Genomic DNA, 18882 nt, shown 5'->3' on the forward strand with positions numbered 1-18882 from the left:
AGGCGCTTCGTTCGGAGGCTGATGGCGGTCGCGACGCTGCTAAATACGACCGGTCGACTTTTAGTCGGATAAAACTTAAGACGCGCAGTAATCCAAGAGAATCTCGTCGAGAAAGCGCTGCAGGGGTCGGGCCGAATGCTCGATCTTCATGCGCAGCAAGGCCCCTTGCCAAGCATCGATGAGCAGATCCGCGAGAGATCGTGCTGTCTTGTCCAGCCGGACCGATCCTTCCCGCTGCGCGCGATCCAGGCCCGCCTCCAAGGCGTCGCGATAGCGGTCCACGGCTTCCTTCAGCGCAGCGCGCGCCGCTTCGCTTGTGTCGCCGATTTCGCCCATCAAATTGCCGAGCAGGCAACCGCCTTCGAAATTCTTGCTTTGCAAATCTTCGATCTGGCTCAGGAAATAGGATTTGAGGGCGGTCAGCGCGTCATGTTCCGGCGCATCGATGCAGCAGTTCAGCTGTTTGATGAAAGGATCAATGTAATGGGCGATGACCTGGACGCCGAAATCCTCTTTGCTTGCAAAGTAATGGTAGAATGATCCTTTAGGAACTTTGGCGGCGGCCAATATGTCGCTTAAGCCCGTGCCATGATAGCCGTTCCTCATGATCAGGGCCAAACCCTGGTCGAGGACAGCGAGTCTGGTGGCTTCGACATTCCATTGCGGAGACATACGATCTAAATACGACCAGTCGTCTTATGAGTCAAGCAAGCTCGTCGTCGGGAGCGGAGCGCGGCCTGATTCAAATTGCAAAGTCCAATGGGCGAAGCCCGGTCTGGCTTGGCGTCAGGCGCCGCCTTCCTTGCAGATGATCTTCCATTCCGCATCGGTGACCGGCTGGACCGAGAGCCGCGAATTATTGACGAGCACCATGTCCTTCAGGCGCGGATCGGCCTTGATGGCGACGAGGGAGACCGGCTTCTTTAGAGGCTTGACCGCGCGCACGTCGACCATGCCGAACTTGCCGCTGGCGTCGGAGGGATCGGGATAAAAAAGCTTGATGACCTCGACGATCCCGACGATCTCCTTGCCCTCGTTCGAGTGATAGAAGAAGGCTTCGTCGCCGAGCTTCATCGCCATCAAATATTGCTTGGCAGTATGGTTGCGCACGCCATTCCAAAAAGTGCCGGCCGCGCCCGCGGCGACCTGGTCGGCCCAGGACCATTTATTGGGCTCGCTCTTGATCAGCCAATGCGCCATGGATCTCGCTTCTCCGCTTGCGCGCAAAGCTAGACCATTTCCAACATTGCTGGGAAGAGGGGCGTCCTCGAGTCGCTCAGCTCAAATCGCCCGACTCGGCTTTCGACGGCCGCGCGAGCAGCGCGGCGATCGCCTCGTCAATGGTGATCCGCTCGGCGAGCACGGCGTCGACCGCGGCCGCGATCGGCATATCCACGTCTTTGGCCCGGGCGAGGTCGACCAGAATTCCGCAGGTTTGCGCGCCCTCCGCTAGGCCGCCGCGTTGCGCGGCTTCCGCGACTCCGAGACCGCGGCCGAGCGAAACGCCGAGCGAATAATTCCGAGACATGGGCGAGGTGCAGGTCAAAACGAGATCGCCGAGGCCGGAAAGGCCCATCAGCGTGCCAGGCTCGGCGCCGAAGGCCCGGCCGAATCGGCTGAGCTCGGCAAAGCCGCGCGCGACCAGCGCCGCGCCGGCGCTCGCGCCGAGGCCGCGCCCGGCGGCTATGCCATTGGCGATGGCGAGCACATTTTTGGCGGCGCCGCCGATCTCCACCCCGCGCAAATCGGTCGAGGAATAGAGCCGAAACCAAGGGGTCGCGAGCAGGCTCGAAAGCCTTGCGGCGAGATCGCCGTCCTGCGCCGCGAGGGTGACGGCGGTCGGCAGACCCTGTGCGACATCCAGCGCAAAGCTCGGGCCGGAAAGGATGGCAGGCGGGTTTTCCGGCAGGATCTGAGCCACGACCTCGCTGAGAAAAAGCCCTGTGGCGTGCTCTATCCCCTTGGCGCAGACGATGACCGGGGCGCCCTTAGCGATCAGCGGTGCGGCGGTCTCCAGAACTTGGCGCAATGTCTGGGCCGGAACCACGGCGAAAATAACGTCTGCCTCCAGAGCCTCAACGAGCTCGGCGGTCGGATGAACATTGGACAGGAGAGGAATGCCAGGTAGATGGCGCGCGTTGACGCCGGTCGCCGCCATTTCGGCCACATGAGCAGCGTCGCGCGCCCAAAGCGACACGATTGCGTCGCTGTTTGCGCGGGCGGCGAGATTGGCCAGGGCGGTGCCCCATGCTCCGGCGCCGAGAACCGCGATTCGCCGGTCGGCCGCTATCACCATTGCCGATGGTTCTCCCTTGGATGGGCTGCTTCGAGCCGCTTTGCCGGAGATTTGGGGTTGCTCCGACTTAACGGTATTTTTTTGATATGTCGCGCGCAAGGCGTTATGTCCGGCGCAAGGCCTGTCGCCAACGGCCTTGTGTCTTCGGTCCGGCGTGATATGGCCAAATCGTCCGCCCTGGCGCGAAATTGCGCCGAGCCGCGGGCGCGATCAATCCATTCCGCAGTCTGGCCGACCGAGGCGCGACCGCGCGTTGCAGCAAATCATCCACGCCGGTTGGCGTTTGACGAAAGCCGCTCCGCCGCGCAAGCATGGGCGGCGGGAGCGCGAGCCTTCTCGCATGGCGCTTGGAGCCAGGAATGACCGAAAGCATCAAGACCGACGTCGTCATTGTCGGCGCCGGGCCGGCTGGGCTCTTCGCGGTTTTCGAGCTGGGCCTGCTCGACATCAAATGCCATTTGGTCGACATTCTGCCGAAGCCCGGCGGCCAATGCGCGGAGCTCTATCCAGAAAAGCCGATCTATGACATTCCAGGTCATCCGTTCGTGACGGGGCAGGGGCTCGTCGACAAGCTTCTTGAGCAGATCGCGCCGTTCAATCCGACCTTCCATTATGGCGAGATCGTCGAGGCGCTGGAGGTTCTGGGGACCCCTGACGCGCCCTTGTTCCGCGTGCGCGCCAGCGGCGGCCTCAGCTTCGAATGCAAGGTCGTCATCGTCGCCGCGGGCGGCGGCTCCTTCCTGCCGAAGAAGCCGCCGATCGACGGGATCGAGGCCTATGAGGCGAAATCGGTTTTCTACGCCGTGCGCAAGAAGGACGAGTTCCGCGACAAGAATGTCGTCATCATCGGCGGCGGCGATTCGGCTCTCGACTGGACGCTCAATCTGCAGCCGATCGCTAAGCGGCTGACCCTCGTCCACCGCCGCGACGAATTTCGCGGCGCGCCGCATTCGGTCAACAGTATGCGGGAGCTGGTTGGCGCGGGCCTGATCGATTTGCATATCGGCCAGATCGTCGGCCTTAGCGGCGAGGCGGGCGAGCTTTCAGCCGCCACGCTCAAGGCCGCCGATGGGTCTGCGCGCGAGATCGCTTGCGAAAGGCTCATTCCCTTCTTCGGGCTCACGATGAAGCTCGGCCCGATCGGCGAATGGGGGCTCAATCTCCATGAGAATCTGATTCCAGTCGACACCGAGAAATTCGAGACGAATATTCCGGGGATCTTCGCGATTGGCGACATCAACCATTATCCGGGCAAGCTGAAGCTCATTCTCTGCGGCTTTCACGAAGGATCCCTGGCGGCGCAAAAGGCGCATCGCTACGTCTATCCGGACAAGAGATTGACGTTCCAATACACGACCTCTTCCTCCAACCTGCAAAAGAAGCTTGGCGTTCATTGAGCCGCGCGTCCGAGACGCTCCTTTGCGCCTACCCGAGCGGAGCGATCATATGATCCGAGTCGCGCTCTACACGGGCTCCTTCGATCCTTTGACCAATGGTCATCTCGACGTCATAGAAAGCGCGGCGGCGATTTGCGACGAATTGATCGTCGCGCTCGGCGTCAATCCAGGCAAGACGCCCATGTTCAGCGTGGAGGAGCGCGTCACGCTGGTCGAGGCCGTATGCGGAGGGCTTTTCGCCGCGAAGCCTTGCCGGATTCGGGTGCAGACTTTTTCGGGCCTTGCGGTCGAGGCCGCGCGTGCGGCGGGCGCGACGCTTCTCGTGCGGGGGCTGCGCGACGGTTCGGACTTCGATTATGAGATCCAGATGGCCAGCATGAATGCGGCGATGGCGCCGGAGGTCAAGACGGTGTTTTTCGCGGCCTCTCCCGCGGTCCGTCACATTACGGCGACATTGGTGCGCCAGATCGCAAGTCTTGGCGGCGATCCGTCTTCCTTCGTGCCGGATCTCGTCGCCCGCGCGCTCGCCGCAAAGCGGCGCGGCGCGAGTTAGAAGAATTTTCAAGCGAGGCGACGCCGGTTCGGGTCGGCTATGCGCCGAGACAGAATACGAGAGCTTCGCCAAACAGGCTCAAAGCCGATCAGCATGGGAGGATGGAATTCGAATGTCGCTTCAACGAATGATTTTGGGCCTGGGCCTGGCGCTCGCCCTGATGTCCGGCCTCGCCGCCGCCCCCGCGCAAGATCCGCAAAACACGCTCTATCTCGACACCAAGGACGGCCGCATCACCATCCTGCTGCGTCCTGATCTTGCGCCGAAACATGTCGCGCAGATCGAGGCCCTGACCAAGCGCGGCTTCTACGACGGCATCGTCTTCCATCGCGTCATCGAGGGCTTCATGGCGCAGACCGGCGATCCGACGGGCACCGGAATGGGCAAGTCCGACCTACCCAATATTCCCGCTGAATTTTCCTCCGAGCCCTTCAAACGCGGCACGGTGGGGATGGCCCGCTCCCAAGATCCCGATTCGGCCAATTCGCAATTCTTCATCTGTTTCGGGGAGGCGCCGTTCCTCAACGGCAAATATACGGTCGTCGGTCAGGTGATCTCCGGGATGGACGTCGTCGACAAGATCAAGAAGGGCGCAAAGGAAAGCAACGGCTCGGTCACCAATCCCGACAAGATCGTCAAGCTCCAGATCGCTGCGGACGCCGACGCCGGCAAAGCCGATGCAGGCAAGGGCGGAGCAGCCAAGGCCGGCGCGGGAAAAGCCAAATAGGAACCGTTCTCGCCGATGGATTTGGAAACGGGGCGCACGGAGCCTCCGACCTCGATCCTGTGACGACCGCGCGGCGCCTTAAAAGAAAAATTGGGCGCCGCACGCGAAATCCCGACTCATCCCCAATATGGGTGATGCGTCGCACGTTGCAGCACGGCATGATCCTATCGTTTTCAACGACCGAGTTTTGATGTCGCCGCTCTCGTAAGAAGCCTCGGGGGGAGTTTCTTCCTAGTTTCCTTTCTGGGCGGCGAACTGGATTTATGCGGGCGCTGGCATATTGTTCCGCACCTCAGTTTTGAGTTTTCAGAACGAATGTTGCTCTTCTTGCGCATCAGCCAGCCGGTGCGCAAGAATTTTGCCCTTCCAGCTTCCAAGGATCGACGCTCAAGACGCGGACCCGCGCGATCCGTCGCCGTTTCGCCGCCCACCCCACGGTTTACCTTGGGGCGCGCTTGGTCTATTGCGTCGGCCACGTAGAGTTTAAATCGTAGGAGTTCCGAATGCCGGAAGCCGGGAACACGCTCACCCTGGAGACGACGCAAGGCCCCGTGGTGATAGAAATGCGGCCGGATCTTGCGCCGGGCCATGTCGCCCATATCAAGAAGCTCGTCGAGGAGAAATTCTACGACGGCATCGTCTTCCATCGCGTGATCGACGGCTTCATGGCCCAGACCGGCTGCCCGAACGGCACGGGGACCGGCGGATCGAAATATTCCAATCTCAAGGCCGAGTTCACCGCCGAGCCCCATGTGCGCGGAATCTGCTCCATGGCGCGGGCGCAGGACCCGAATTCCGCCAATTCGCAATTTTTCATCTGCTTCGACGACGCCCGCTTTCTCGACCGCCAATATACGGTTTGGGGCAAGGTGATCTCCGGCATGGAGAATGTCGATAAGATCAAGCGCGGCGAGCCGGTGCGCGATCCCGACAAGATCGTCAGCGCGACTCTGAGCTGATTCTTTTCCGGGCTGGAGCCCGATTGTTTCAGGCGGCCGACAAGGCGCCTTGCCTGCGCAGCCGCGGCGCGCAATGACGAAATCATGCGCGTCGATCTCTTCGACTTTGATCTTCCCCCCGATCGCATAGCTTTGCGCCCCGCCGAGCCGCGCGACGCCGCGCGGCTTCTCGTGATTCGGCCGCATGACGAGCCGTCCTTCGATGATCGCGAGGTCTCGGATCTGCCAGGGCTGCTCGAGCCGGGCGACGTTCTCGTCGTGAATGATACGAGGGTCATCCCGGCCAGGCTCCAGGGCTTTCGCGCCAGGGGCTATTCCGGCGCCTTTATCGAAGCGACGCTCCACAAGCGCGAAGGCGCCGCGCTTTGGCGCGCCTTCGCGCGGCCGGCCAAAAGGTTAAGGCAAGGCGATCTGATCCGCTTTCGTGCGGCGGAGGATGCGGAAGGCGCCGAAAGCCTGGAAGCGGAAGTCGTCGAAAAAGGCGAGGAGGGGGAGATCACGCTGGCCTTTGCGCTCTCGGGCGTCGCGCTCGATCAGGCGATTCTGCGGATCGGACGCCTGCCTTTGCCGCCCTATATCGCCAGCAAGCGGCCAACCGATTCGCGAGATGTGCAAGATTATCAAACCCTGTTTGCGGATCATCCGGGCGCTGTCGCGGCGCCAACCGCGAGCTTGCATTTCACGCCGCGCCTTCTCGAGGCTCTGCTCGCGCGTGGGGTCCGAATCGAGAAAGTGACGCTTCATGTCGGCGCCGGCACCTTCCTGCCGGTGAAGGCCGAAGATACGGCCGACCATAAGATGCACGCCGAATGGGGTGAAGTGACAGAGGCGACGGCCGATGCGTTGAACCGCGCGCGGGCGTCTGGCCGAAGGATCGTCGCCGCCGGCACGACGAGCCTGCGGCTCCTTGAATCCGCCGCAAGGGCGGATGGAATGATCGAGGCCTTTTCCGGCGACACCGCGATCTTCATCACGCCGGGCTATCGGTTCAAGGCGGCAGATGCGCTTTTGACGAATTTCCATTTGCCGCGCTCGACGCTGTTCATGCTTGTCGCGGCTTTTTCCGGCCTGGAGCGTATGCAGGCGGCCTATAAGCACGCGATCGCGTCGGGCTATAGATTCTACAGCTATGGCGACGCCTGCTTGTTGTTTCCCGCCGCGACGGAGCGGCCCGCATGAGCGAGGGCTTTCATTTCGCCGTCGCGCATACAGACGGCCGCGCGCGCACCGGGGCCATAAATACGCCCCGCGGCGTAATCCGCACGCCGGCATTTATGCCGGTGGGCACGGCGGCGACCGTCAAGGCCATGCACCCCGAGGATGTGAGGGCGCTCGGCGCCGACATCGTCCTTTCCAACACCTATCATCTCATGTTGCGCCCCGGCGCCGAGCGCATCGCCGAGCTCGGCGGCCTGCATAAATTCATGAACTGGCCCTGGCCGATCCTCACCGATTCCGGAGGCTTTCAGGTCATGTCCCTCGCCAAGCTCAGGAAGCTCGACGAGAATGGCGTGACCTTCCAATCCCATATTGACGGGTCGCGGCATCTTTTGACGCCGGAGCGCTCGATGCAGATTCAGGATCTACTCGGCGCCGACATCCAGATGCAATTCGACGAATGCGTCCGGCTTCCCTGCACGGAGGAGGAGGCGCGCCGCGCCATGCTCTTGTCGCTGCGCTGGGCCGAGCGGTCGAAATCGGCCTTCGCACAAAAGCTGGGGCGGGCGATCTTCGGCATCGTCCAGGGCGGCGCGAGCGAGAGCTTGCGGCTCGAAAGCGCCAAGGTTCTCGTCGAGATGGAGTTCGACGGCTATGCGCTCGGCGGCCTCGCCGTCGGCGAGCCGCAAGAGGTCATGCTGGCGATGATCGACTGCGCCGTCCCGAGCCTTCCAGCCGACAAGCCGCGCTATCTCATGGGCGTCGGCGCGCCCGACGATCTCCTCGAGGCGGTGCTGCGCGGCGTCGACATGTTCGATTGCGTCATGCCGACGCGCGCCGGCCGCCATGGCCTCGCCTATACGAGGCTCGGCCGGCTCAATCTGCGCAACGCCCGCCACGCGGCCGATCCGGCCCCAGTCGATCCGCTATCGCCTTGCGCGGCGGCCCGGACCTATTCCCGCGCCTATCTGCATCATCTCGTCAAATGCGGCGAGATCCTCGGCATGATGCTGCTGACCGAGATCAATCTTGCCTATTATGAGGCGCTGATGGCGGACGCGCGGGAAGCGATCGGCGCCGGCAGGTTCGAGGCTTTTTGCGCCGAGACGAAAGAGGCGTGGCGAAGCGGGGAGGCGGGGGGTGGGTGAGTTTGAAGGTCGTCTAGTGACTTATAGCTGTCGCTTGTCGACACCACTCTCTCCGAAGATCTAGATCTTGATGAGCGATTTGCCCTACCCGTCTCCGGGCTTGCTCAACTTCGTCAGTGGAACCTTCGGAATGATGCACGCGTCGTCGTCACCGCCGCCAACGCGGGTGAACAGATCATCTCCTTTTGATTCGTCGGACAGCTCGCCCACTACAACAGGCCTTCCGGTCCAACCACAATCGCCGCAAACTGGGCGCTCCCATGCCACCTCGGGCAAGTCTTCGCGCCAACCCTCCTCCGGCAAAAGGTGCGGCGAATTGCAATTAGGACACTGTTCCGGAACCGAGCGGATGTGACGGAGCACGAGTGATGCAACGAGTCCAAGCACGTGCTCTATTGTCGTCTGCGCTGCCTCCGCGTCATGCCAAGTTGCCGACTGAGCGTGTGTAAGCCAATTCGCAAATACCCAGGCATCGGTAAGCAACGATTTGAACAGGTGACGGCGTTCCTTCTGACTGGAGCCCGCTAACGCTACATCGCAGATCAATTCGCTCCAAGCTCGGAAATCAGCGCGCTTGGCCGTTGCTTCGGTAGTCCATGCGGCAATGTCTTGAGCTGCCCCAACAAAAGCGAGAAGTGCTTCCCGGCCGCGCATGCCGATCGCTTGATAGTCGGCGACGTTCTGAGCCTGTCCCAGCGCATCGGAGGCCTCGTGCAGCTTAGCGAAAACAACCCCAAATGGCCTGATGTTCCGGTCTGATCTCCTTTGCCTCTGAGTACGAGGCACTCGCAGACAAAGCCCCATGTGGAATGTAACCGCTAGGTCCATATTGGGGAACTGAGCCTGTGAATAGAGATTCGTCGGGTTGGTGATTACCCACCAGCGGCCATCGGTTGCATGGACATCCCATACATCGTGCCGGTGACCGATGATTGCTTCAGAATAGACCTTCTGGAGGAAGCTCACCTCAGTGCCAGGTGATTGCGACAAGTAGTATTGAATAACGCTGGCCTTCTCCTCCTCGGACGCTGGCAGCATAATTTGCCTCATTTCTCGCAGGCGTTTTGCCAAGTGGCGGATGCCATACTATCAGATTGCTCTTCTTGCGGAGATCAATCGGAGCCATCTAGGAGCAGCGTGAAATTAGGAGCAAAGGATGCTTTGAGGAACTTTAAGCAAATGCGCTTGACCGCTTATGACCCATCGCGGACATCCTAACTAATCCACTATTAATCGGCGGGGCGTCGGGGCAGGCAGCGCCTTATTGAATCGTGCCCCCCGCAACCTCCCTCAGCCGCTTGAGAACGTCCAGCGTTCCATAGCCATCCGCCGGCGGAGCGTTGTATTTGATCTGAAACGCGTGGATCGCGTCGCGCGAGGCCTGGCCGAAGCGGCCGTCGATCGCGCCTTTGTAGAATCCGAGCTTTTCCAACAGCTGTTGAATCTCGGCCTTTTGTGTCCGGCTGAGGAATGTTTCGCCCGCAGGCCAGTGTCCGCGCAAGTCGCCTTCGCCTTTGATGCGGTCTGCGAGCAGGCCGAGCGAAAGCGCATAAGAGTCGGAATTGTTGTAGACCTTGAGCACCCAGTAATTTTCTGAAAGCAAGAAGGCCGGGCCTTTGGCGCCTGAGGGAAGGAACAGGGTCGCCTCGCCTGAGGTCGGAAGCGGGCGCCCGTCGGCGCGCCGAACGCCATGTGCGGCGAAATCCGCAAAAGAGCTATGTAGAGATTCGAAAGCGATATCTTTCGGAAGCGTCGCCTCCATGCCCCAAGGCAGGCCGGGCTTCCAGCCGGATTGGCGCAAGAAATTTGCGATCGAGGCGAGGCTGTCTTGCGGCCTGCCCCAAATGTCTGGAGAGGAAGCGCCTTCCGCGCTGACGGCATATTTGAGATAGGCCGAAGGCAGGAATTGCGGGCCGCCCATGGCGCCGGCCTAAGAGCCCCTCAATTTTTCGCGCGGAACCTCGTCCTGGTCGAGGATGAAGAGGGCGCTCGCCAATTCGTCGAGGAAGAGCGCACGGTCCTGGCGGGTGAAGGCCAGGGTCGCGAGCGTGCGGATAATGTCCTTGCCCTCTTGCGCCTTGCCGTAATCGCTCTCCATCCCGAAGGTCGCGAGCAGGATCTCGCGCGGGACGCCGGCGCGCGCTTCGATTTTTGCGAGTTCGGCGCCCCATGATTTCAAGCCGGCGCGGCCTTGCGCGACGCGTCGGGGCGAGGCGGCTTCGGCGAGATAGGCGCTCAGCGGCTTGTCGAACTCGGCCTGCCGGCTCGTCGGCGTGGGCGCCGCCGGATCGGGCGCGAGGCCCGCGATCGCGGCGTCGAAGGTCGCGCGACGCACGCCTTTGGCTTCGGCGAGCGGCCAGACGGTTTGACGAAGAAAGGATTGAAATTCGGCGGGCGCTTGCTGCGCGCTTTCCGCATGCCCCGGACCGCTCGGCGCCAGGCCGCCGAGCGCGAGAGCGGCGATGAGCAAGACGAGGCGGCGAGTCAACGCTTGTGCCTTGCGCGCATGTTGGGCAGGGCCTCGCTCGTCGAACAATATCCCTGCGGTCCTCAGCCTATTGCAACGCGCTGATCTGTTGCGGTTCTGCGGCTTGTTGTTGCGGAGCAAGGAACGAAAAGACTTCGGCGAGTGGATTTTGCGGCTCTGCGGACTCTGCCGGTTGGGCCTTTATCTCGGGGACGACAGGCGGGGAGGAGGCCGTCCGCAAGGCCGAGAGCATGTTCTTCTGCCGCGCCGTGTAGTAGTAGCCGGCGCTGAACAAAGTGACCGCACGATCTTCGTCGCCATCCGCGAGTCTATAGGCGTTGGCGAGATAGGGCACGGCGTAGGTGAGATTGATCTTCGGATCGAGCAGGCCCTTGGCCTCGCCCTTGTAGCCCATTTCTCGCGCGGTCGCGATTTTGATCTGCATTAGGCCGAAGCAATGCTGATGGACGACGCGCGGATTATAACGGCTTTCGCGCTTCACGATGCGATGAACGAAGGATTCTGGAACGCCGTGGATCTCGGCTTGGCGGGCGATCAATTCATCATAGGTCTTCGGACGTTCTGCGGCCGATACGCTGACCGAATAGACGAGCGCTCCGACGAATGTGCATGATAGCTTGCGCCACATAGCCTTGGTCCTCCGTGGTCCCTCCTTTATTCAGGATGGATTGCGGCTGGAAAAGGGCTTTCGCGCTTCAGAGCGCATTCCGTTGGCCTGTGTGGCTTCGGCGCAACAGAAAGACAGGGCTCTCATCACAGCATGAGAATGCGCCGCCATATCTTTCAATTGTCTAAATACGAGAGAAAAAGCGCCGCAATTTTTGAATTTGCGGCGGCTGGAGGAGACAAGCGCCGTTCGCGTCGTCAGATCTGGCGCTCGATCATCAGGCTCTTTATTTCGGCGATCGCCTTGGCCGGGTTCAATCCCTTGGGGCAGGCCTTGGCGCAATTCATGATCGTGTGGCAGCGATACAAGCGGAAGGGATCCTCGACATTGTCGAGCCGCTCGCCGGCCGCTTCGTCGCGTGAATCGATCAACCAGCGATAGGCCTGAAGCAGGGCGGCGGGTCCGAGATAGCGGTCGCCGTTCCACCAATAGCTCGGGCAGGAGGTCGAGCAGCAAGCGCAAAGGATGCACTCGTAGAGGCCATCGAGCTTTTCGCGCTCGGCCGGCGATTGCCGCCACTCCTTCTCGGGCGCCGGGGTGCTCGTATGCAGCCAGGGCTCGATCGAGGCGTGCTGGGCGTAGAAATTGGTGAGATCCGGCACGAGGTCCTTCACCACGGCCAAATGCGGCAGCGGATAAATGCGGATCGCGCCCTTCACGTCGTCGATGCCTTTCGTGCAGGCGAGCGTGTTGGTCCCGTCGATATTCATCGCGCAGGAGCCGCAGACCCCCTCGCGGCAGGAGCGCCGGAACGTCAGAGTCGGATCGATCTTGGATTTGATCCAGATGAGCGCGTCGAGAATCATGGGCGCGCAATCGTCGCGATCGACGTAATAGGTGTCGATGCGCGGGTTGCGCGCGTCGTCTGGACTCCAGCGATAGATGCGGAGCTCCTTGAGATTTTTCGCGCCCTCGGGCTTCGGCCAAACCTTGCCGGCGACGGGGCGGGAATTTGCGGGAAGCGCGAATTCGACCATGGTCAACTCATCCCTGATGTCATTGCTCGCGCGAGGCGCCTCTGGCCCCGCGATCCGGCGGGTCTTAATAAACCCGCGGCTTCGGCGGGATCGACTGGATCTCGTTCGTCATCGTCTGGCTGTGAACCGGGCGATAGTCTATCGTCACCTTGCGGGCGGCTGGATCGATCGACGCCAGCGTGTGCTTCATCCAATTTGCGTCGTCGCGCGCGGGATAGTCCTCCCGCGCATGGGCGCCGCGCGACTCGGTGCGATTGGCGGCGCCGGCCATGGTGACGACGGCCTGAACGATGAGATTGTCGAATTCGAGCGTCTCGACTAGGTCCGAATTCCAGATCAGCGAACGGTCGGTGACGCCGATATGCTCCTTGGCGGCCCACACGTCGAGAATGCGCTTCGAGCCTTCCGCCAGCGTCGCGCCGGTGCGATAGACGGCGCAATCGGATTGCATGACCTTCTGCATGCGCAGGCGCAACTCCGCCGTCGGAATGTCGCCCTTGGCGTTGCGGAAATGGTCGAGCCGGGACAGAGCGAGATCGGCGGAATCGGCTGGAAGCTCCGGCTGTTTGGCGCCCGGCGTCGCGAGCTCCGCGGCGCGCAGGCCCGCGGCGCGGCCGAAGACCACGAGATCGATCAGCGAGTTTGATCCGAGCCGGTTCGCGCCATGAACCGAGACGCAGGCGGCTTCGCCGATCGCCATCAGGCCGGGGACGACCACATCCGGATCCCGCTTCTGCTTGATCACCACCTCGCCGTGATAATTGGTCGGGATGCCGCCCATGTTGTAATGCACGGTCGGCAACACAGGGATCGGCTGGCGGGTCAGGTCGACGCCAGCGAAGATCTGCGCGCTTTCGGAAATGCCGGGCAAGCGCTCGTGGAGGATCTTGGGGTCGAGATGGTCGAGATGGAGATAGATGTGGTCTTTATTTTTGCCGACGCCTCGGCCTTCGCGGATCTCCACCGTCATTGCGCGTGAGACCATGTCGCGCGGCGCGAGATCCTTCACGGAAGGCGCGTAGCGCTCCATGAAACGCTCGCCGGCCGAATTGGTGAGATAGCCGCCTTCGCCCCGCGCGCCCTCGGTGATGAGGCAGCCCGCGCCATAAATGCCGGTCGGATGGAATTGCACGAATTCCATGTCTTGCAAGGGGAGCCCGGCGCGCAGCACCATGGCGTTGCCGTCGCCCGTGCAGGTATGGGCGGAGGTCGCCGAGAAATAGGCGCGGCCATAGCCGCCGGTCGCGAGCATCACGAGCTGGGCGCGGAAACGGTGGATTGTGCCGTCGTCGAGCTTGAGGCAGACGACCCCGCAGCAGCGCCCATCCTTCATGATGAGGTCGATGGCGAAATATTCGATGAAGAATTCAGTATTATAGCGCAGCGCCTGACCATAGAGCGTGTGCAGCATGGCGTGGCCGGTGCGGTCGGCGGCGGCGCAGGTGCGCTGCGCCGGCGGCCCCTTGCCGAAATCCGTGGTCATGCCGCCGAAGGGCCGTTGGTAGATGCGGCCGTCCTCGGTGCGCGAGAAGGGCACGCCCCAGTGCTCGAGCTCATAGACGGCCGCCGGCGCATTGCGGCAGAGATATTCGATCGCGTCCTGATCGCCGAGCCAGTCCGACCCTTTGACAGTGTCGTACATGTGCCATTGCCATTGGTCCGGGCCCATATTGGCGAGCGAAGCGGCGACGCCGCCTTGCGCCGCGACCGTGTGCGAGCGCGTCGGGAAGACCTTGCTGATGCAGGCCGTGCGCAAGCCGGCTTTGGAACAGCCGACGGTCGCGCGCAAGCCGGCGCCGCCGGCGCCGATCACGATGACGTCGAAACTGTGATCGGTGATCGGATAGGCCGCGCCGTTATAGGCGGGAGCGCTTCCGTTCGCGGCGAGGGTCGAGGCCATGCGGACGCCTTTCAAAATTAGTCTGTGTCGGGGCCATGCGCGTCGGCTTGGGGCGCTCGCCGATCAGGCGAAGCTCAGCTTCAAGACCGCATAAACGCAGGCGAGGCCAATTGCGAAGGAGAAGAAAAGATTGGCGAGGAGCGACGCGTCCTTCAAATGCGGCGCATGGACGTAATCGTCGATGATCGCCTGCATGCCGATCTTCATGTGCTGGACGCCGGATAGGATGAACATCAGCAGCAAGATCGCGACGGGCGGGCGGGCGAGAAAAGCGCGGGCCGAGGCGTAATCCTTGCCGACCAGCGACAGCACGATCCAGACGAAGGCGATCGTCAAGAAAGCGAGCGCGACAGACGTGACGCGCACGCGCCAAGCGTCCTGCGTTCCCGTTTTCGCGGCCCCCAGGAAGCGCACCTTGCTCGCGGCGGTCCTCGTCGTTGCCCGGTCATGCGCCATGATGGCCAAATCCTTCGCTAAGATCACAATGATTTCGGAGCGAACCGATCCGAAATCACGAACATGATAGATTATCAATAGGCTAGAGCTGGATGCGGGGTTGGTTTCCCGCATTATCCCTTATTTCGCCGGCCGAAAAGGAGCCCGTCGGGATCGCCGACGCTGGGGGCGGACTTCCCTCGATCGGATGGGAGGCCGCCGCCATATCGACGAGGGGCGTCAGCGAGCCCAGAAAGCCAAGAGCCAAACGCCGGCGGCCAAGAGCGCGCCGCCAATCAGCGTGGCTTGCGCCAGCCATTCGCGCTGGGGATAGGCGAATCCATGGCCCGAATCCCAAATCAAATGGCGGACGCCGCCAAGCAGGTGATGGAACAATGCCCAGGTGAAAGCGAACAGAATCAGCTTCCCGACAAGCGAGTTCATGAACGATGAGACGATCGCGAAGGCCTCGGCGTCGGTCGAGGCCGCGATCAAGAACCAAGCCAGCAGCAATGTTCCAAAATAGAGCGCCGCGCCGGTGATGCGATGCGCGATCGACATCATCATGGTCAGCGTGGGGCGGTAGATCAGCAGATGGGGGGAGAGCGGCCGCCGGCTTTCGAGGCTGCCAGGGCGTAAATCGACCTCGGCCATATAGATGTACTCTCGCCCCCTACAGTTGGTTTTTTCTCCCTTAGCGCAAACCGCAGGAAGGAGCAATGTAAACGTAGCCGTGCGACGATATTCGCCAGCGGCCGCCTCTGGCGGGCGTTTTTGCGGTGGCGACACGAAAAAGCGCATCGACTTTTTCGCATGAATCCGTCAGCCATGACCTCAATGGTATGCTTCAGCGGGGCATTGCTTGCTATGGCGGGAAATATGAACGTTCAAGGCGTCGAATTCCTTGCGTGTCTTTCGTCCGCGCAGCGGATCGCCGCCGCGCTGGCGGTGATCGCCCTGGGGCTCGCCGGCCTGCCTGAGCCGGCGGCGGCGGCCTCAGGCCGCATCAGCATCGAATCCGGGGGCGTCGCCCGGACGGCTCTGCTCATTGAGCACCGGCGGTTGAAAAAGGCGCGGCGGCCGGTCGTCATCGTGTTGCGCGGCGGCAAGGACAGGGCGGCTCGCTTGCGGCGGGTCTTTGGATTCGAGGACATGGCGCGCTCGTCCGGACCGGTTCTGATTTATCCCGATCCTATCGGCGGCCATTGGAGCGATATCGCCGGCGCGGAGGCGAGCCGCGACGCGACCTTCATTCGCGACCTCATCGCGAAGCTGGTCTCGGATGGCGTCGCCGATCGACATCGAATCTTCATCATAGGAGTCTCGAGCGGCGGCCCAACGGTCTTGCGGCTCGCCTGCGACGACGCCAATCTTTTCACGGGCGTCGCCGCCGTCGTCACCGGCATGCCCGCGGATCTCGCTGCGACATGCAAGCCTTCGCGTCCGCTTCCCTTTTTGATGATCGCCGGAACCGCGGACCCCGTGGTTCCCTATAAGGGCGGCAAGTCCAATTGGCCGGAGGGCAAGACCGATCTCGTCTCGGTCGACGCCGCCATGGCTATTTTTGTGAAGGCGGCGGGCTGTGGCGACGGCCGGACGACGACGGCTTTTCCTGATCGCGACCCCCATGACGGGTCTCGCGCCTATCTTGACAGATGGAACGGATGCAAGGCGCCTGTCGAGCTCGTCCGGGTCGAAGGCGGCGGCCATACGATTCCCGGCCATGTGAGCGCGCCGAGCGTCGATTCGGCGCGGGGCCCGCGCAACGCTGACATCGACAGCGCCAAGATTATTTGGGATTTCTTTCGTCGGCTCGGCGATTGAGTTTTTTCGCCTATTTTGAGGCGGGACGAGCTAATTGCGCCAATCTTGCGTCTAGGACCTCAGCGTCGCCGATCAAGCTCAATGTCTTGAGGCGACTGGTCGCGCCGGCCTCAATCCGCACAGAGGCGAGGGGCAGGCGGAGCGCCTTGGCGATCAGGCGAATCAAAGCCTCGTTGGCTTCGCCGTCTTGAGGGACCGCGCGCACTTTGACTTTCAGCACCATCCGCCCGTCGCTGAGACGCTCGACGCCGCCGATCTCGTCGCGCGCGCTTTTGGGGGTGAGGCGCGCCCATAGCAACACGCCGTCGCCTTGGGGGCGCCAAGGCGGGCTTGCCGGCTGATCAATAGACGTTGGGATAGATGTACTGCCAGATAATGTCTTGGATCAGGAAAATGAGCAGAAGGAGAATGATCGGGGAGATGTCGATGCCGCCGAGATTGGGCGTAATTTGGCGAATGGGTCGAAGGACCGGCTCGGTTAGTGCGTTCAAGGCGTTCCAGATTGAGCGCACCAAATCATTGCGCACATTGACGACATTGAAGGCGACCAGCCACGACAGGATCGCCGAAGCGACGATCAAATAAGTGTAAAGCCGCAAGATCAGCAATAGGAGGTCGAGAACGGCGCGCATGACGACTCCAAGGCACGAGCTTATCGAGCTTCGTTTATCCGCCTGGAGCCTGGCTGGCAAGCCAGCGGAGACGCGAAGCGAGCCTCCCCTAACCAACCATCTTGCGCCGGCGGCGCGGCTCGCGTAAAGAGCGGCGCGAAGGGGCTGTAGCTCAGATGGGAGAGCGCTGCAATCGCACTGCAGAGGTCGGGGGTTCGAATCCCCCCAGCTCCACCAGACCCCTTCTTTCGCGGCGAAGGCTAAGACTTCAGCGGCGTCGCGCCAGCCGAAGATCAAATTGACATCGACCGCCACGGCCAAATGCCCTGAAGCGGCGCCGCTTGCATGTAGTCGGGATAGCGGCGACGGTCGGCTGGCCGGAGGCGAGACCGCCCGCGGAAGTTCCTCTCGCCGAGCTGACGTTCGATGATCATCTTGCATGTCATTGCGACCGTGAATCCCGAGAGCGGCGGCCCGATTGAGGGGATCATGACTTCGGCGGGTGTTTTGCGGGCGCAGGGGTGCGACCGTGAGATTCTGTCTTTGGATTCGCCGGACGATCCTTGGGTGAAGTCTTGTCCGCTGCCGGTCCATCCGATGGGGATCTCGCATCCGTCCTATTCCAAATGGCGCAAGCGGCTGCCTTGGCTTCGCTACGGCTACACGCCGCATTTCGTGCCCTGGCTGCGGGAGAACGCGCGGCGCTATGATGCGATCGTCGTGAACGGGCTGTGGAACTACTCGTCCTTTGGGGCGTGGCGGGCGCTATCCAAGCTGGACGCACGCTATTTCGTCTATCCGCATGGGATGCTCGACCCTTATTTCAACAAGATCCAGCCGGTGAAGCGCCTGGCGAAGCAGGTTTTATGGTGGTTCAGCGAAGGCCCGCTGATCGCCAACGCCGCGCGGGTGATGTTCGTGACGGAGGAGGAGCGGCAGCTGGCGCGCCATTCGTTTTGGCCCTATCGGGGACGCGATCAAGTGGCGCCTTACGGGATCATCGACGTCGCGGGCGATCCGGCGGCGCAGGCGGCGCAGTTCCGCAGCCTGCTTCCGCGCCTGGGCGAGCGGGATTTTCTTCTTTTCCTGAGCCGGATCCATCCGAAGAAAGGCTGCGATCTTCTGATCGAGGCTTTCGCCGAGGTCGCGGCGAAGGCGCCTCATCTCGACCTCGTGATGGCGGGGCCGGATTCGGTCGGCTGGGGGCAAAAGCTTCAGGATCTGGCGGCGGCGCGGGGGATTTCGGATCGGGTGCATTGGCCGGGCATGCTGAAGGGCGATCTGAAATGGGGCGCGTTTCACGCGACCCGGGCCTTTGTTTTGCCGTCGCATCAGGAGAATTTCGGGATCGTGGTGGCGGAGGCGATGGCCTGCGGCAAGCCGGTCCTGACGACGACCAAGGTGGCGACTTGGCGTGAGGTGGACGAGAGCGCTGCGGGGTTCGTCGAGCGCGACGATCTCGCCGGGATCATCCGCCTGCTGGAGCGGTTCCTGGCGCTTTCGGCCGAGGAGAGGGCGGCCATGGGCCAACGCGCCCGGCAAGGCTTCGTCGAGAAATTCGACATCGGCGCCTTCGCCCCAAAACTCATCGAAATCTTGAGAACGAGTTGAGACGCCTTTCTCTAGCGCAGCTTCTTTAAAAAGGGATTTTGACCGAGGCAGGTTCGAGCGCTGGGCGGCCCTCTGGACGGGGGCCTTGCTCGCTCTTATGTCGAGGCCAATTGCCGCCTGGCGCGGCTTCG

20 protein-coding genes, 1 tRNA gene and 1 pseudogene are annotated in these 18882 nt (G+C 62.0%); 9 read left to right on the plus strand and 13 right to left on the minus strand.

From position 1 onward, the window contains the following. Positions 1-75 precede the first annotated feature (75 nt). The 3 genes from METAC_RS0102625 to METAC_RS0102635 form a co-directional block, all read right to left on the minus strand. Positions 76-672: a TetR/AcrR family transcriptional regulator gene (locus tag METAC_RS0102625; protein ID WP_026605841.1), complete on the minus strand. Its 597-nt coding sequence runs from the start codon at positions 670-672 to the stop codon at positions 76-78. Positions 673-786: 114 nt separating this feature from the next. Continuing rightward, positions 787-1200, minus strand: a complete 414-nt coding sequence (locus METAC_RS0102630) for an EVE domain-containing protein (protein WP_026605842.1) — start codon at positions 1198-1200, stop codon at positions 787-789. Positions 1201-1276: 76 nt separating this feature from the next. Further along, on the minus strand, positions 1277-2296 hold the full coding sequence (locus tag METAC_RS0102635; RefSeq protein WP_036255232.1) for an NAD(P)H-dependent glycerol-3-phosphate dehydrogenase: 1020 nt from the start codon (positions 2294-2296) through the stop codon (positions 1277-1279). 359 nt (positions 2297-2655) lie between these two features. Here METAC_RS0102635 and METAC_RS0102645 point away from each other — a divergent pair, with 359 nt between their 5' ends. The 6 genes from METAC_RS0102645 to tgt all read left to right on the plus strand — a co-directional run bounded on the left by METAC_RS0102645 (position 2656) and on the right by tgt (position 8238). Continuing rightward, a complete protein-coding gene (locus METAC_RS0102645) occupies positions 2656-3693 on the plus strand; it encodes an NAD(P)/FAD-dependent oxidoreductase (RefSeq protein WP_026605845.1) in 1038 nt (345 codons plus the stop codon). A gap of 49 nt (positions 3694-3742) precedes the next feature. Beyond that, a complete protein-coding gene (coaD, locus tag METAC_RS0102650) occupies positions 3743-4246 on the plus strand; it encodes a pantetheine-phosphate adenylyltransferase (protein ID WP_026605846.1) in 504 nt (167 codons plus the stop codon). A gap of 112 nt (positions 4247-4358) precedes the next feature. Beyond that, positions 4359-4973, plus strand: coding sequence for a peptidylprolyl isomerase (locus tag METAC_RS22000; RefSeq protein ID WP_051335319.1), 615 nt, complete (start codon positions 4359-4361; stop codon positions 4971-4973). Between the two features lie 503 nt (positions 4974-5476). Then, entirely contained in the window at positions 5477-5932 is a 456-nt protein-coding gene (locus METAC_RS0102660) for a peptidylprolyl isomerase (protein ID WP_026605847.1), read from the plus strand. An 84-nt stretch (positions 5933-6016) separates the two neighbouring features. Continuing rightward, positions 6017-7111 carry a tRNA preQ1(34) S-adenosylmethionine ribosyltransferase-isomerase QueA gene (gene queA, locus METAC_RS0102665; protein WP_026605848.1) on the plus strand — a complete coding sequence of 365 codons (1095 nt, stop codon included), beginning with the start codon at positions 6017-6019 and terminating at the stop codon, positions 7109-7111. Next, complete coding sequence (tgt, locus tag METAC_RS0102670; RefSeq protein WP_026605849.1) at positions 7108-8238, plus strand: tRNA guanosine(34) transglycosylase Tgt; 1131 nt, start codon at positions 7108-7110, stop codon at positions 8236-8238. The genes queA and tgt overlap by 4 nt, the downstream gene beginning before the upstream one ends. A gap of 84 nt (positions 8239-8322) precedes the next feature. Here tgt and METAC_RS22005 read toward each other — a convergent pair whose 3' ends face one another. The 8 genes and pseudogenes from METAC_RS22005 to sdhC all read right to left on the minus strand — a co-directional run bounded on the left by METAC_RS22005 (position 8323) and on the right by sdhC (position 15359). Beyond that, positions 8323-9276, minus strand: coding sequence for a hypothetical protein (locus METAC_RS22005; RefSeq protein ID WP_156898081.1), 954 nt, complete (start codon positions 9274-9276; stop codon positions 8323-8325). Positions 9277-9499: 223 nt separating this feature from the next. Further along, the gene (locus METAC_RS26975) at positions 9500-9739 is read right to left on the minus strand and encodes a peptidoglycan-binding domain-containing protein (protein ID WP_280643021.1); all 240 of its coding nucleotides are present in this window, start codon (positions 9737-9739) and stop codon (positions 9500-9502) included. Between the two features lie 33 nt (positions 9740-9772). Further along, positions 9773-10846 (minus strand): annotated as a pseudogene (locus METAC_RS26980) (lytic murein transglycosylase); the annotation flags it as partial. After that, complete coding sequence (locus METAC_RS22015) at positions 10794-11354, minus strand: lytic transglycosylase domain-containing protein (protein WP_051335323.1); 561 nt, start codon at positions 11352-11354, stop codon at positions 10794-10796. The gene METAC_RS22015 and the pseudogene METAC_RS26980, both read right to left, overlap by 53 nt. Before the next feature lie 236 nt (positions 11355-11590). Continuing rightward, entirely contained in the window at positions 11591-12370 is a 780-nt protein-coding gene (locus METAC_RS0102690; RefSeq protein WP_026605850.1) for a succinate dehydrogenase iron-sulfur subunit, read from the minus strand. Positions 12371-12434: 64 nt separating this feature from the next. Continuing rightward, entirely contained in the window at positions 12435-14270 is a 1836-nt protein-coding gene (gene sdhA / locus METAC_RS0102695) for a succinate dehydrogenase flavoprotein subunit (RefSeq protein ID WP_026605851.1), read from the minus strand. A gap of 63 nt (positions 14271-14333) precedes the next feature. After that, positions 14334-14726 (minus strand): succinate dehydrogenase, hydrophobic membrane anchor protein, encoded by a 393-nt coding sequence (sdhD, locus tag METAC_RS0102700; protein ID WP_026605852.1) that lies wholly within the window; start codon positions 14724-14726, stop codon positions 14334-14336. A 219-nt stretch (positions 14727-14945) separates the two neighbouring features. Continuing rightward, positions 14946-15359, minus strand: coding sequence for a succinate dehydrogenase, cytochrome b556 subunit (gene sdhC, locus METAC_RS0102705; protein WP_026605853.1), 414 nt, complete (start codon positions 15357-15359; stop codon positions 14946-14948). A 225-nt stretch (positions 15360-15584) separates the two neighbouring features. Between sdhC and METAC_RS22020 the strand changes: the two genes are divergently transcribed. Continuing rightward, positions 15585-16529, plus strand: coding sequence for a CE1 family esterase (locus METAC_RS22020; protein WP_051335765.1), 945 nt, complete (start codon positions 15585-15587; stop codon positions 16527-16529). 10 nt (positions 16530-16539) lie between these two features. Here METAC_RS22020 and METAC_RS0102715 read toward each other — a convergent pair whose 3' ends face one another. Then, on the minus strand, positions 16540-16875 hold the full coding sequence (locus METAC_RS0102715) for a DUF167 family protein (protein ID WP_026605854.1): 336 nt from the start codon (positions 16873-16875) through the stop codon (positions 16540-16542). Beyond that, positions 16871-17161, minus strand: coding sequence for a YggT family protein (locus tag METAC_RS0102720; RefSeq protein WP_026605855.1), 291 nt, complete (start codon positions 17159-17161; stop codon positions 16871-16873). The genes METAC_RS0102715 and METAC_RS0102720 overlap by 5 nt, the downstream gene beginning before the upstream one ends. Before the next feature lie 140 nt (positions 17162-17301). Between METAC_RS0102720 and METAC_RS0102725 the strand changes: the two genes are divergently transcribed. Continuing rightward, positions 17302-17377 (plus strand) — tRNA-Ala (locus METAC_RS0102725). Between the two features lie 189 nt (positions 17378-17566). After that, positions 17567-18751, plus strand: a complete 1185-nt coding sequence (locus METAC_RS0102730) for a glycosyltransferase (RefSeq protein ID WP_026605856.1) — start codon at positions 17567-17569, stop codon at positions 18749-18751. The last annotated feature ends 131 nt before the right edge of the window (positions 18752-18882 follow it).

This window comes from Methylocapsa acidiphila B2, from assembly GCF_000427445.1.
Lineage (GTDB): Bacteria > Pseudomonadota > Alphaproteobacteria > Rhizobiales > Beijerinckiaceae > Methylocapsa > Methylocapsa acidiphila.